The organism is Pseudomonas sp. LF020 (assembly GCF_053456425.1).
In genome coordinates, this window is record NZ_JBRFIX010000013.1 from 84,676 (window position 1) to 97,660 (window position 12,985).

Consider the following 12,985-nt stretch of genomic DNA (forward strand, 5'->3'; position numbering starts at 1 on the left):
CAAACGTTCCTCTAACGCATTTGCAGAATGATCGGGCTGCTGCTGGCCGGACCCGTGCGTTCACGCAGCTTGCTGACGGCCTGCGCTTCAACGGCACCGCCCTGATTGCCCCAGGTGCTGCGCATGAAGCTCAGCACTTCGGCGATCTCTTGATCCGACAACTGCTCGCGGAAGGCCGGCATGCGGTAGGCGTCCGGCACTCCGGCTGCCACCACTCGTTGCGAACCGTTGAGGGTGATGTTGATCGCCGAGGCACTTTCCTTGGCCAGTGCCGAAGTGGCGCCGGCCAGCGGCGGCATCCATTGCGACTGGCCCTTGCCGTCGAGGCCGTGGCACGAAGCACAGCGTGTGACGTAGGTATGAGCACCGGGTGCGTCCAGACGTTCCGTTGCCGAAACCGCTTGGTACTGCCATGGCTGGCCGTCGCGCTGACGGTCCCCGGGCAATGACTTGAGATAACGGGCAATGGCGGTCAGATCGTCATCGCTCATGAACTGCGTCGAGTTGTTGAACGCCTCGGTCATCGAGCCGTAAACCACCGCGTGTTTGTTGCGCCCGGTCTTGAGGAACTGCACGATCTCCGGCTCGCTCCAGCGACCCAGACCAGCGTTGTGATCATCACGCAGGCTTGGCGCGTACCAGCCATCGAGCAAGGCGCCGGCGAGGTACGGCGTGGCGGATTCATCCAGAGCCTTCTCGTTGAACGCCAGACCGCGCGGCGTATGGCAACTGCCGCAGTGTCCTGCGCCTTGAACGAGATAAGCGCCGCGATTCCACACGGCATCTTGCGACGGTTTGGCCACGTAAGGCTCGGTATCGGCAAACACACCGTTCCACAACGCAATCGGCCAGCGCAGGTTCAACGGGAAAGGAATCGCACTCGGGATATTCGCCTGCTTGACCGGTGCCACGCCTTTCATGAAAAACGCGTACAGCGCTCGCACATCGTCGTCACTGAGCTTGGCGTAGGACGGGTAGGGCATCGCCGGGTACAGACGACGGCTGTCGGGTGCCACGCCGTGGCGTACCGCACGGTCGAAGTCCGCCAGGCTGTAGCGACCGATGCCGGTTTCCGGCTCCGGGGTGATGTTGGTCGAGTGGATCGCGCCCAGCGGTGTGGCCATTTCCAGACCGCCGGCGAACGGCGCACCGCCCGGCACGCTGTGGCATGCCACGCAATCGCTGAGGCGGGCGACGTATTCGCCACGCGCGACCAGCGCCGGGTCGATATCGGCCACGACGGTTTGGTTGTGTTCAAGGCGCGAGACAGGCTCGCGGGTGACGTACCAGGCCAGCAGGCCTGCCGCGACCAGGCACGGCACTGCCAGCCAGCCAGCGGTTCTTGCGAATCGGCGGTTATTCATGGACGCTCCGGCGCTGATCAACTGAAGGTGTGGCGGCTCATGGGCAGGCTGCGCACCCGTTGCCCGGTCAGCGTTGCCACCGCATTGGCCACGGCGGGCGCGACAGCGGGCAACGGTGGTTCGCCGATGCCGCCCATTTTTTCTCCACTCTCGACAACACGCACGTGGACCCGGGCCATTCGCGCAGGCGGCAGGATCGGATACAAGTCGTAGTTGCGCGCGCGCGGTTTGCCATCAATCCACACGGCTTCCTCCACCAGGGTCTGCGACAGGCCCAGCGCCACCGCGCCATTGACCTGCGCTTCGACAATCGCCGGATTGACGATGCTGCCGGGGTCGATCGCCTGCCAGATGTCGTGCACCTTGACCTGACCGTTCTCGATGGAGACCTCAGCGATCACCGCCGTCTGCGTACCGAACGGCGACGCCATCGCCACGCCTCGCGCGCGTTTGCTGCCGTCCGCCGCGGTGAACGGCCCACGCTTCCAGCCACCCGACAGCTCGCCCACTGCTTGCAGCAGCGTGGTCAGTCGCGGGTTGTCGCGCAGCAGATGCAGGCGCAGTTCAAACGGGTCCTTACCGCCCTTGTCGGCCAGTTCGTCAAGGAACGATTCATAGAAGAAGTCGTTGAGCGAGTTGCCCACCGAACGCCAGTAACCGAGCATTGCCGGGCCTTTGGCGTAGATCTGCGCGATGCGCTTGTTGGGGATTGCATAGGACTTGCCCGACAAGCCTTCAAGTGCCGTCGGGTCGAGCTTCTCACCCTGCTTGCCGGCCAGCGCCTCGGTCGGGCCTTCAGTGGCGCTGATTGCTTCGATTGCCAGCGGCCAGCCGTCGTTGTCCAGCGCGGCGCGGAAATTCACTGCGGCTACAGGACGCAGCACGTCACGCAGGAACTCTTCCTCGCGGCTCCAGATCAGTTTCACCGGACGACCAACCGCTTTCGATAACTCGATCGCCTGCGGGTAGGGACTGGCGGCGTCGTAGAGGAAATGCCGACCGAAGAAGCCCCCCAGCAATGGCGAATGCAAGGTGATGCGCGACGGATCCAGCCCGGTGCGTTTGGCGATGTCCGCACGAAACATGTCCGGCGCCTGATTCGGCAACCAGACCTCCAGCGAACCGTCCGGATTGAATCGGGCCAGCGCCGATGGCGGCTCCAACTGGCCGTGGTTCAGGTACTGGTTGTGGTAAGTGGCGTCAATCCGCGTTTTGGCGCTGGCCAGAACTGCAGCCACGTCGCCCTCATTTTCATCATCCCTGGCCGGGCCTTTGTCGTCTGCCAGGCGCTTGAGCCAGGCGTCACTGGAAAAGTCCGCAGGCATCGAGCGTACCTGGCTGTCGGCCGTTGGCTCCTGCCAGTCGACCTGAATTGCTTCCACTGCACGTTTGGCGTGCCACCAACGCTCGGCGACCACCGCCACGGCCCCCGGCAGGCGATGCACGGAATGCACGCCTTTCATCGCCTTGACCTGTTCTTCGTTGCGCAAGTTGCCCACGGTCATGCCCAAACGCGGGGCATGCTGAACGGCGGCATGGAGCATGTCGTCGACCTTCAGATCGATGCTGTAGAGCGCCTTGCCCGTGGACTTGTCGTAGGCATCGACGCGCTTCACCGGTTTGCCGATCCAGCGGAACTGGCTCGGATCACGCAACTGCACCGACGCCGGATCGGGAACCGGCAGATCCATGGCGTGTTCGGCCAGTTCGCCGTAGGCCAGCGAGCGGCCCGACCTGGCGTGCACGACTTTGCCGGGTTCGGTACTCAGTTCGCTCACCGGCACCCCCAGTTGCTGCGCACCGGCCTGCAGCAGCATGGCGCGGGCGAGGGCGCCGAGGCGGCGCATCACCGGGTAACTCATGCGCACCGACATGCTGCCGCCGGTGATGCGCATGCCGTTTTCCATCACTACATAAGCTTCGCCGGGCGGCGCGGCTTCGACCAGGAATGTCGACGGGTCGGCATCCAGTTCTTCACCGACGATCTGCGCCATCGCGGTGAACGTACCTTGTCCGCCTTCCATGAACGGGCAGAGCAGGCGCACGCGGTTGTCCGGGCGAATTTCCAGAAACGCCGGCACCTGCGTGCCGCGCTCGGCAGTCGCGGCCGCCACTGCCGCTTGCACGCGAGTCGCACCCAGTGGCAGGCCGAAGCCGAGCACCAGTGCGCCGACGGCGGTGCCGGCCAGGAAACGTCGGCGCGACACGTTGATTGGTTCATGCAGAGCCAGTGCTGATGCTTCCTGAGCAGGATCGATACGCACGTTCATCAGGCGTCTCCCTTGCCGGCCAGCTCATGCACGGCGGCATGAATGGCATTGTACGTGCCGCAACGGCACAGATTGACCATCGCCGCCTCGATCTGCGCGTCACTCGGTTTTGGGTTTTGCTTGAGCAGCGCCGTGGCAGCCATCACCTGGCCGGACTGGCAGTAGCCGCACTGGGCGACCTGCAGATCAACCCAGGTCGAGACCACGCGTTTGCCGACGTCATCGGCCTCGATCGCCTCAATGGTGGTGACCTCACGGCCGACCACACCGGCCACCGGCGTGACGCACGAGCGCACCACGTTGCCGTCCACCAGCACGGAGCAGGCGCCACATTGCGCCAGTCCACAGCCGTATTTGGTGCCGGTCATGCCCAGATCATCGCGGATCACCCACAGCAGGGGCGTATCGGCGTCGGCATCGACCTGATAGGTTTTCTGGTTGATTCGTAGTTCCATGGTTCACCCGCTCGATCATCGGTTGACGTGCATTTTTATAAGCGGTGAAACGCGGCGTGGCGCCTCACCGGTAACGCGTGTTCTTTTGCTCAACTGGCCGCGTTGCCCAGCGCTTCTGCGGCGAAGGGGTCGCCACGCAGCAGCGCGATGTCACGACTGGGTGCGGTGCCGTACAGGCGGGCGTATTCGCGGCTGAACTGCGAGGGACTTTCATAGCCGACCGCAAACGCCGCTCGCGAAACGTCCAGACGCTCCATCAACATCAGCCGGCGCGCCTCGTTCAAGCGCAGCCATTTCTGGTACTGCAGCGGGCTCATACCGGTGAGTTGGCGGAAGTGGTGGTGAAAGGTCGGTGCGCTCATCTGCACCCGCGCCGCCAGCTCATCGATGCGCAGCGCCGCGGTGTAGTTGACCTTGAGCCAGTCGATGGCTTTGGCGATGCGATAACCCTGGCCATCGACGGCCGTGATCTGCCGCAGCCGCGCGCCTTGATCGGTATGGAGCAGCCGATAGTGGATTTCCCGCAGAATCAGCGGCGCCAGCACCGGGATCGCCTCAGGCTCGTCAAGCAATGCCAGCAGGCGCTCAAGCGCGCCTTCCAGCGCGCACGACAGGTTGCCAATACCAGCGCCGGTGTTCATCGACGGCTGCCGTTTCGCAGGCAAGCCACCTTTGCTGAGGATCTCGGCGAGCATGCCGACATCCAGTCTCAGCACCAGCCCGACACAGGGCTGTTCGGGGCTGGCAAGCATCACTTCGGAATTGGCGGGCAGATCCAGCGAGGTGACCAGAAACCGCGAAGGGTCGTAGCGGTAACCCTCACCGCCGACCCATAAGCGCTTTTCCCCACGGCCCACCAGAATCAGGCTCGGCTCGATCATGCACACGGTCGGTGGCGCCGGCTGATCGCGGCGAAACAGCGACAAGCCGGGTACGGACGTGGCGAAGTCACCCGGCGCACTCACGAGCGGGTCAATGTTCAACGCCAAAGGTGATTCGTGGCGCGCGGGGGTAGGGTTCATGTCGGGTCGCTCCTGTTGATCGAACTCTAGTCCGCCCAGCAGAGGTTTCCTATATACCGCCCTGCAACCTCAGAGGATCAGGCAAGCATTCAAGAGGAATGCACTAGGGCAGAGGCGAATCGACCGGGAGAATGTGTCAAACCATTACAGGAGAGCCACCATGCAAGTCTTCGCTTATGGCGCCCATGCGGGCGACAAACCGCTTGAACCTCTGCGCATCACCCGTCGCGATCCCGGCCCGGAAGACGTGCAGATCGAGATTGCCTATTGCGGTATCTGCCACTCTGATCTGCACCAGGTGCGGGCCGAATGGGAGGGCACACAATATCCATGTGTGCCCGGTCACGAGATCGTCGGTCGGGTCACCGCCGTAGGCCAACAGGTCAGCGGCTTCGCTCCGGGTGATCTGGTCGGCGTTGGCTGCATTGTCGACAGCTGCAGGCATTGCGAGGAGTGTGCCGAAGGCCTCGAAAACTACTGCGACGGCATGATCGGCACCTACAATTTTCCGACCCCGGATGCCCCCGGCTGGACCCTCGGCGGCTATTCGCAAGCGATCGTCGTGCATCAGCGCTACGCCCTGCGCATTCGCCACCCCGAGGCTCAACTGGCTGCGGTGGCGCCGCTGCTGTGCGCGGGCATCACCACCTGGTCGCCGCTGCGGCACTGGAACGCCGGCCCCGGCAAGAAAGTCGGCGTGGTGGGCATCGGTGGTCTGGGGCACATGGGGATCAAACTGGCGCACGCGTTGGGCGCGCACGTCGTGGCGTTCACCACGTCCGAATCGAAACGCGAGGCCGCGAAAAGCCTTGGCGCCGATGAAGTGGTGGTTTCAAGCGATGCGCAGCAAATGGCCGCGCACCTGAAAAGCTTCGACCTGATCATCAACACCGTGGCCGCCCCCCACGACCTCGACGCTTTGCTGGTGCTGCTCAAGCGTGACGGCGCGATGACACTGGTGGGCGCTCCGGCGTCGCCGCATCCATCGCCGAACGTGTTCAACCTGATCATGAAGCGTCGCACCCTCGCGGGATCGATGATCGGCGGTATTCCAGAGACTCAGGAGATGCTCGATTTCTGTGCCGAACACGGCATCGTCTCGGACATTGAGCTGATCCGTGCCGAGCAGATCAATGAGGCGTACGAGCGCATGCTCAAAGGTGACGTCAAATACCGTTTCGTGATCGATAACGCGACGCTGGCACCGTGAAAAACAGTGCGTCCGGGCAATCGCCCGGACGCCTCTCGCAATACAGGTAGTTCCAATGACTTCCCTTTCTACAGAACAACGCGGCTGGAGCGCGGTGTTGGCCATGTCGTTGGCCGCCTTCGCTTTGGTCGCCTCAGAATTCATGCCGGTCAGCCTGCTGACGCCGATTGCCGCCGATCTGCACATCAGCGAAGGCCAGGCCGGGCAGGGGATTTCCGTGTCCGGTGCATTCGCCCTGGTGACCAGTCTGGTGATTGCAGCGGTCGCCGCGCGTGTCGAGCGCAAAAAGCTGTTGCTGGGGCTGACCTTGCTGATGATCGTCTCGGGTACGGTCGTCGCGTTCGCGCCGGGCTACCCCTCGTTCATGTTCGGGCGGGCCTTGATCGGCATCGCCATCGGCGGTTTCTGGTCGTTGTCGGCGGCGACCGCGATGCGTCTGGTGCCGCCTGATCAAGTATCCCGGGCGCTGGCGATCGTCAACGGCGGAAACGCGCTGGCGACGGTAATTGCCGCTCCGGCGGGGAGTTTCCTCGGCGCGTTGATAGGCTGGCGCGGCGCATTTTTCTGCGTGGTTCCGGTCGCCGCGCTGGCGGCCGTGTGGCTGCTGATCAGTCTGCCGTCCTTCAAGCTCGAGCGTCAGGCCGGTCGCGGCAACGCCCTGCGGCTGATGAAGCAATGGCCGGTCGCCTTGGGGATGGTCGCTGTCAGCGTATTTTTCATGGGGCAATTCATGCTGTTCACCTACCTGCGGCCGTTTCTGGAGGGGGTCACCGGGGTCAGCGTCTCAACACTGTCCTTGATGCTGCTGGGACTGGGGCTTGCGGGTTTCATCGGGACCTTTGTGATCGAAAGATTCCTCGTCACCGGCCTGTACCGCACGCTTACGGCTATCCCGCTGGTAATGGCGGTCATCGCACTGGCGCTGGTGAACTTCGGCGCATCGCCGCTGCTGACCGCGGTACTGCTCGGGCTATGGGGTCTGGTGGCTACCGCGGCTCCCGTTGGCTGGTGGACATGGCTGGCGCAGACACTCCCGGAAGATGCCGAAGCCGGCGGAGGCTTGCTCGTGGCCATCGTGCAACTGGCTATCGCAGCAGGGGCCATCGTCGGTGGGCTGGCGTTTGACCTGAGCGGTTATAAAGCCACCTTCGAGCTGAGCGCTGCGGTGTTGGTGGTGGCGTCTGCGCTCGCCTGGCTTGCCGGTCGCAGTGCTGAGCAAGTGCATCTGGTCGAATCGAACGTGACCGGTTGAGAGAAGTGAGAGAGTGATCGTTGAGCGGGCAGCTCGGCTCCAGCAACGGATTTGCATATGACACCAAGTGTCATATAGGCTTTCGCGCATCACTCTCTCAGCCCCTCACCAAGGATTTCCAATGAACGTTCATTTCGTCGTCCACGAAGCATTCGAATCACCCGGCGCCTATGAGACCTGGGTGCGCGAGCGTGGCCATGAAGCGAGCTATTCGCGCGTTCATGCGTTTGAGGCCTTGCCCGCGAGCGTCGAAAACATCGACCTGCTGGTGGTGTTGGGCGGCCCGCAATCGCCGGCGACGAGCAAAGACGAATGCGCGCACTTCGACGCGGCCGCCGAGCGCGATCTGATCGTCCGGGCGATCAACGCGAACAAGGTAGTGGTCGGCGTTTGCCTGGGTGCGCAATTGCTCGGCGAAGCGCTGGGTGCTGCGCATGGAAACAGTCCGGAAAAAGAGATCGGCAATTTTCCGATCACCTTGACCGAGGCAGGGAAGGGTAATGCCAAGGTGGCGCACTTTGGCGATGTGCTCGAAGTGGGGCATTGGCACAACGACATGCCGGGGCTGACGGCGCAGGCGAAGGTTCTCGCCGTCAGTGAGGGCTGCCCGCGTCAGATAATCGAATACAGCGATCTGGTCTACGGTTTCCAGTGCCACATGGAGTTCACGGCGGAGGTCGTGGAGCGCTTGATTGCCGCTTCCCCTGAAGAGTTGGCGGCAGCGGTCGATCGTCGTTTCGTTCAGCAGCCGGCGGCACTTCGCACCAACGCGTATGAGCAGATGAACCTCAAGCTGTTCGAGTTCCTCGACAAGCTGATGGCGCAGTATCAGCAGCAACGCAAGGGCTAGGAATACCGGGCCAGACGCTCGCGCCAGTTGCCTCCGTGCGTGCGTTGGCATTCCTCCTCGGAGTCGAAACGCACATTGCGCTCTGAAGGGGACAGATCGATATCGGCCTCCTTTAGCGCAGTGGCCGTCAGTTCGAAGAGACGTGCCTTGGCGTCAGTCAGGGCGAGGTTTTTGTCGGCTTCAGTGTCGAACACCCAGATGACGTTCAGGGTTGCCGCCAGTGCGTTCAGGTCAGCGGTGTGGGTCAGCCAGGTGAAGCCTTTGATTTCGCTTTTTGCGGTTTCACACGCGTCGGTGAGCGTGGCAATCAAGCGCCGCTCGATCCGCGCCAGTTCACGTTTTCCAGGGGGCATTGCAGATCCTTTGACGACAGTGGTGGTGTGGTCTCACTGTAATTGCTGAGGTTCAAAAATCCTCATGTCCAACCCGAATTCCCTGTGGGAGCGAGCTTGCTCGCGAAAGCGCCAGGTCTGTTATGTCAGTGTTGACTGACCCGGCGCCTTCGCGAGCAAGCTCGCTCCCATAAAGTTTGCTGGTGATTACGGATTCCCATGTCCAGCACAAGTCTTTGTGGGAGCGCGGCGTCAATCCAGATCGCTGGCCTGATGTCGCTCCGCAACCTGGCTCGCCTCGTCACCCCAGGTGCGGTTGACCCGCTGGCCACGCTTGACTGCCGGGCGCTCGGCGATTTCTTCTGCCCAGCGTTGCACGTGGGTGTACTCCTGGGCTGCGAGGAATTCAGCCGCCGAATACACGTTATTGCGCACCAGTTGCCCGTACCACGGCCAGACCGCGATGTCGGCGATGGTATAGCTGTCGCCGGCCAGATAGCGGCTTTCAGCCAGGCGTCGATCGAGCACATCAAGCTGACGCTTGGCTTCCATGGTGAAGCGGTTGATCGGGTATTCGAGCTTCTCCGGCGCATACGCATAGAAGTGCCCGAAGCCGCCGCCCAGATAAGGCGCGGCGCCCATCTGCCAGAACAGCCAGTTCAGGGTTTCCGTGCGGCCGGCCGGGTCTTGGGGCAGGAAGGCGCCAAATTTCTCCGCCAGATACAGCAGGATCGAACCGGATTCGAACACCCGAATCGGCGGCTGCGCGCTGCGGTCGAGCAGCGCCGGAATCTTCGAGTTCGGGTTGATCTCGACAAAGCCGCTGGAGAACTGATCGCCCTCGTTGATGCGGATCAGCCACGCGTCGTACTCGGCCTCGGTGTGCCCCAGTGCGAGCAACTCTTCCAGGAGGATGGTCACCTTCACGCCGTTGGGCGTCGCCAGCGAATACAGCTGCAGCGGATGCTTGCCCACCGGCAACGTCTTTTCATGCGTCGGCCCGGCAATCGGGCGGTTGATGCTGGCGAACTGGCCGCCGGAGGGGGCTTCGTGTTTCCAGACCTTGGGCGGTACGTAGGGCGCTTTACTCATGAAATGGGCCTCATGATGAACTTGCCGAGAATGAGCTGACGGGTATCAGACACGACAGCATAAACGCTCTTGCTCAAGACTGCGCAACCCCCGGAATGATCAAACACGCCGCCAGACCCATCAATGCGATCCCGATGACCTTGTCGAGAAGCCGCTGTTTTTCCAGCAGGCGCCGGCGTAGCCGTTCAGTGGAGAAAAACAGCGCGACCAGGCTGAACCATGCCCAATGAATGACCGACATGAACAGGCCATAGGCGAAGTTCACCGTCAGTGAACTGCCTGGCTCCACCACCTGGCTGTAAGCCGCCACCACGAACAACATGGTTTTCGGATTCAGTGCATTGGTCAGAAAACCTGAGCAGAACACCTTCCAGGCGCGGGGCGCCGAAGCGCTCGCATCGGCAAATGTCAGCACAGATTTATTGGTAAAGGATTTGATGCCCAGATAGATCAGGTAGCCGGCGCCCAGCAGTTTCATCATCCAGAACAGCAGCAGCGATTGGGTGATGATCAGCGCCACCCCGAACACCGTGTAGAACACATGAACCTGCACGCCACAGGCGATGCCCAGCGCCGCCAGCAAACCGCTGCGCCGGCCGTAGGCGTAACTGTTGCGGGTGACCATGGCAAAGTCCGGCCCAGGACTGATCACCGCCAAAATGGTGATGGCGATTACCAGAAACAGCTCGTTCATTCCTGCTCTCCATGACGTTATTTGCGCTACTAAAATTCACAGATGTCGAGCTTCGATCTGTACCAACGACCAACATTGTTGATGCGAATGCTCTAGCGTCTGCGAGCGGCGCCATGATGGAGAAGTGTCTTCGGCAAAAAAAACGATTTATAGTCGCGAAAATCTGTGAGAAATCATCGTCTATATGAACCTGCCTCCGCTGGCTGCCTTTCGCTTCTTCAACACCGCCGCCCAGACCCAGAGCTTCGTCAAGGCTGCTGAGCTGCTGCACGTCACCCACGGTGCGGTCAGTCGTCAGGTGCGCTTGCTGGAGGAGGCGATCGGCGTCGAACTGTTCGAGCGGCGCAATCGGGCGATCTTTCTCAACCACGCCGGGCGCTTGCTGTTCAATGTCACCGCGCCGATGTTCGAGCAGTTGGAAAGCGCTGTTTATCGTCTGCAACGCGAAGTCCACGATGACGTGCTGGTGGTGTCCTGCGAGCCGACCATCGCCATGAAATGGCTGATCCCGCGCTTGCCTGACTTCCACAGCGCACACCCGCAGTTGCAGGTGCAATTGCTGACGGCCGGCGGGCCCATCGACTTCGCTCGTTCAGGGGTGGATCTGGCGATCCGGCGCGACGATTTTCATTGGAACGAGACCGTGCATGGCGTGAGCATTTGCGAGGAGTGGATCGGCCCGGTTTGCGTGCCGTCCAGTCGTCCTGCAAGCGATCATTTGCGCGGTGCCTGCCTGCTGCACAGCAAGACGCGCCCGCAGGCGTGGGATAACTGGGTGCGACAGGCCGGGATTAGCGTGGCGGAGGTCAGTCGGGTCGATTACGAGCATTTCTACCTGTGCATTCAGGCCGCGCTGGCCGGACTGGGCGTCGGTATGGCGTCGTTTCTGATGGTGCAGGACGAACTCAAGTCCGGCCAATTGATCGCGCCGTTCGGCTTCGTTCGCGACGGTTCGAGTTATTGCCTGTTATCACCGCGACCCTTCGAACAGAGTGCAAATGCCATGCTTTTTCGCGAATGGATTACCCGGCAGATGAGCGCGTGCAGTCAACGGCTCGGTGCTGATCTGAAGCGTTGAAGACAGAGCGCTGCATTCATCCGCCAGGCATGATCAACGAACTTGCATCGGCCAGCGCCTGTTCAGGTGCTCCGTCAAATAATCCATGAAAGCTCGAACCTTCGGCGTCATCGCCGCACGCTCCTGCACGCAGGCGTAGATGTCCATCGGTTCGACATAGGCGTGGCTTTCACCCGGGAGATTTTCAAACAGCGGCACCAGTTGACCGCTCTCAAGATAGGGCGCGGCGACGAATTCGGCCAGGCGCGTGATGCCCGCGCCGTGGACTGCCATTTGCGCCAGCGCATCAATGTCGTCGCTGATGGCGGTGGCATTGATCGGTGCGTCGTAGGGCTGGCCGTCGCGGATCAAACCCCAGCGCAGAAAGCGGCCATCCAGTGGATAGCGGAATGCGAGGCAGGCGTGATGCTGCAGCTCTTGCGGTGACTGCGGTACGCCGGCGCGCGTAAGGTAGGCGGGAGCGGCGCAGAAGACGAAGGGCAGGGACACGATCCTGCGCGCGACGATGCCATCTTCCAGTTGCGGCTTGATCCGCAGGCTCAGATCGATGCCGTTCTGAATGTGATTGATCTTGCCGTTGGTGGTCGACAGCTCGACCAGCAGGCGCGGATGCAGTGCGGCGAAACTGGCGAGTAACGGCGCCAATACGTGACGGCCGAAGGCGCTGGTGGAGGCGATGCTCAAGCGGCCTTGCAGCTCGCCTTCGTCGCCGATGATCGCGCTTTGAGCCGACTCCAGATCAGCCGCAATACGTCGCACCTTTTCGTAATACAACGCGCCGTTTTCGGTCAGCGCCATGCTGCGTGTGGTGCGTTGCAGCAGGCGAACGCCGAGGTGGGTTTCGAGGCGATTGAGGGTCTGGCTCACGGCGGCCGCACTGACGCCCAACGTCTTGGCGGCGCCGACGATCGAGCCGGCCTCGACCACTTTGATAAAACTGGCAATCGCCGCCAACAGATTCATCCGTGTCCCGCCGTATGGGTTTGATTCGTAAGTTATGCTTTATAAAGTACCTGCGGCGGGCCGTCTAGTTGAGGGCAGGGGGCTTTGCTAAGGTGCCGGCTCCCTATCAATGGATGGAAAAGCCATATGAATCAAAGAACAGATACCGATGCCTTGTATCTCGGCCGACGCAAGCTTTCTGCACGGGCGACGCCGTATGTGTTTGCGCTGTACATGGCGACGATCATGGCATTCCTGATGTCGCTGGTGATCACCGCCGCCAACTCCGGGATTGATAACGACTACCTGAGTAATGCGCTGCACGCCTACAAGCTGGCGATGCCGGTGGCTTTCCTTTGCATCCTCGTGGTGCGGCCGATCGTGATCAAACTGGTGGCGATGACGGTGCATCCGCACCGTTGAT

At 61.8% G+C, this 12,985-nt stretch carries 13 protein-coding genes; 5 read left to right on the forward strand and 8 right to left on the reverse strand.

The features are described from left to right. Positions 1-11: 11 nt before the first annotated feature. The 4 genes from ACU680_RS24845 to ACU680_RS24860 form a co-directional block, all read right to left on the reverse strand. A complete protein-coding gene (locus ACU680_RS24845; protein WP_448180784.1) occupies positions 12-1,364 on the reverse strand; it encodes a c-type cytochrome in 1,353 nt (450 codons plus the stop codon). 17 nt (positions 1,365-1,381) lie between these two features. Continuing rightward, complete coding sequence (locus tag ACU680_RS24850; protein WP_448180785.1) at positions 1,382-3,634, reverse strand: xanthine dehydrogenase family protein molybdopterin-binding subunit; 2,253 nt, start codon at positions 3,632-3,634, stop codon at positions 1,382-1,384. Then, a complete protein-coding gene (locus tag ACU680_RS24855; protein ID WP_027613020.1) occupies positions 3,634-4,089 on the reverse strand; it encodes a (2Fe-2S)-binding protein in 456 nt (151 codons plus the stop codon). Before ACU680_RS24855 ends, ACU680_RS24850 begins: the two co-directional genes overlap by 1 nt. 89 nt (positions 4,090-4,178) lie before the next feature. After that, on the reverse strand, positions 4,179-5,111 hold the full coding sequence (locus ACU680_RS24860; protein WP_448180786.1) for an AraC family transcriptional regulator: 933 nt from the start codon (positions 5,109-5,111) through the stop codon (positions 4,179-4,181). 160 nt (positions 5,112-5,271) lie between these two features. Here ACU680_RS24860 and ACU680_RS24865 point away from each other — a divergent pair, with 160 nt between their 5' ends. The 3 genes from ACU680_RS24865 (at position 5,272) to ACU680_RS24875 (ending at position 8,423) form a co-directional block, all read left to right on the forward strand. Beyond that, positions 5,272-6,321, forward strand: coding sequence for an NAD(P)-dependent alcohol dehydrogenase (locus tag ACU680_RS24865; RefSeq protein ID WP_448180787.1), 1,050 nt, complete (start codon positions 5,272-5,274; stop codon positions 6,319-6,321). Positions 6,322-6,376: 55 nt separating this feature from the next. Further along, positions 6,377-7,573, forward strand: coding sequence for an MFS transporter (locus tag ACU680_RS24870; RefSeq protein ID WP_448180788.1), 1,197 nt, complete (start codon positions 6,377-6,379; stop codon positions 7,571-7,573). A gap of 121 nt (positions 7,574-7,694) precedes the next feature. Beyond that, on the forward strand, positions 7,695-8,423 hold the full coding sequence (locus ACU680_RS24875) for a type 1 glutamine amidotransferase (protein WP_448180789.1): 729 nt from the start codon (positions 7,695-7,697) through the stop codon (positions 8,421-8,423). On the opposite strand, the gene ACU680_RS24880 is transcribed toward ACU680_RS24875, so the two are convergent. The 3 genes from ACU680_RS24880 to ACU680_RS24890 form a co-directional block, all read right to left on the reverse strand. Next, positions 8,420-8,776 carry a hypothetical protein gene (locus ACU680_RS24880; protein ID WP_007960501.1) on the reverse strand — a complete coding sequence of 119 codons (357 nt, stop codon included), beginning with the start codon at positions 8,774-8,776 and terminating at the stop codon, positions 8,420-8,422. The genes ACU680_RS24875 and ACU680_RS24880 overlap by 4 nt on opposite strands. 231 nt (positions 8,777-9,007) lie before the next feature. After that, complete coding sequence (gene yghU / locus ACU680_RS24885) at positions 9,008-9,847, reverse strand: glutathione-dependent disulfide-bond oxidoreductase (protein WP_448180790.1); 840 nt, start codon at positions 9,845-9,847, stop codon at positions 9,008-9,010. A gap of 73 nt (positions 9,848-9,920) precedes the next feature. After that, positions 9,921-10,541, reverse strand: coding sequence for a LysE family translocator (locus ACU680_RS24890; protein WP_448180791.1), 621 nt, complete (start codon positions 10,539-10,541; stop codon positions 9,921-9,923). 184 nt (positions 10,542-10,725) lie between these two features. On the opposite strand from ACU680_RS24890, the gene ACU680_RS24895 reads away from it, so the two are divergent. Beyond that, complete coding sequence (locus ACU680_RS24895; protein ID WP_367084224.1) at positions 10,726-11,619, forward strand: LysR substrate-binding domain-containing protein; 894 nt, start codon at positions 10,726-10,728, stop codon at positions 11,617-11,619. Between the two features lie 33 nt (positions 11,620-11,652). On the opposite strand, the gene ACU680_RS24900 is transcribed toward ACU680_RS24895, so the two are convergent. Beyond that, positions 11,653-12,582 carry a LysR family transcriptional regulator gene (locus tag ACU680_RS24900; protein ID WP_448180792.1) on the reverse strand — a complete coding sequence of 310 codons (930 nt, stop codon included), beginning with the start codon at positions 12,580-12,582 and terminating at the stop codon, positions 11,653-11,655. A gap of 126 nt (positions 12,583-12,708) precedes the next feature. Here ACU680_RS24900 and ACU680_RS24905 point away from each other — a divergent pair, with 126 nt between their 5' ends. Further along, positions 12,709-12,984 carry a DUF2798 domain-containing protein gene (locus ACU680_RS24905; protein ID WP_007960490.1) on the forward strand — a complete coding sequence of 92 codons (276 nt, stop codon included), beginning with the start codon at positions 12,709-12,711 and terminating at the stop codon, positions 12,982-12,984. Position 12,985 lies beyond the last annotated feature (1 nt).

Bases quoted from the DNA above. Each gene is read 5' to 3' on its own strand.
- yghU (WP_448180790.1), bottom strand. From the start codon at position 9,847: ATGAGTAAAGCGCCCTACGTACCGCCCAAGGTCTGGAAACACGAAGCC.
- ACU680_RS24855 (WP_027613020.1), bottom strand. From the start codon at position 4,089: ATGGAACTACGAATCAACCAGAAAACCTATCAGGTCGATGCCGACGCC.
- ACU680_RS24875 (WP_448180789.1), top strand. From the start codon at position 7,695: ATGAACGTTCATTTCGTCGTCCACGAAGCATTCGAATCACCCGGCGCC.
- ACU680_RS24845 (WP_448180784.1), bottom strand. From the start codon at position 1,364: ATGAATAACCGCCGATTCGCAAGAACCGCTGGCTGGCTGGCAGTGCCG.
- ACU680_RS24905 (WP_007960490.1), top strand. From the start codon at position 12,709: ATGAATCAAAGAACAGATACCGATGCCTTGTATCTCGGCCGACGCAAG.
- ACU680_RS24865 (WP_448180787.1), top strand. From the start codon at position 5,272: ATGCAAGTCTTCGCTTATGGCGCCCATGCGGGCGACAAACCGCTTGAA.
- ACU680_RS24850 (WP_448180785.1), bottom strand. From the start codon at position 3,634: ATGAACGTGCGTATCGATCCTGCTCAGGAAGCATCAGCACTGGCTCTG.
- ACU680_RS24880 (WP_007960501.1), bottom strand. From the start codon at position 8,776: ATGCCCCCTGGAAAACGTGAACTGGCGCGGATCGAGCGGCGCTTGATT.
- ACU680_RS24870 (WP_448180788.1), top strand. From the start codon at position 6,377: ATGACTTCCCTTTCTACAGAACAACGCGGCTGGAGCGCGGTGTTGGCC.
- ACU680_RS24890 (WP_448180791.1), bottom strand. From the start codon at position 10,541: ATGAACGAGCTGTTTCTGGTAATCGCCATCACCATTTTGGCGGTGATC.
- ACU680_RS24860 (WP_448180786.1), bottom strand. From the start codon at position 5,111: ATGAACCCTACCCCCGCGCGCCACGAATCACCTTTGGCGTTGAACATT.
- ACU680_RS24900 (WP_448180792.1), bottom strand. From the start codon at position 12,582: ATGAATCTGTTGGCGGCGATTGCCAGTTTTATCAAAGTGGTCGAGGCC.
- ACU680_RS24895 (WP_367084224.1), top strand. From the start codon at position 10,726: ATGAACCTGCCTCCGCTGGCTGCCTTTCGCTTCTTCAACACCGCCGCC.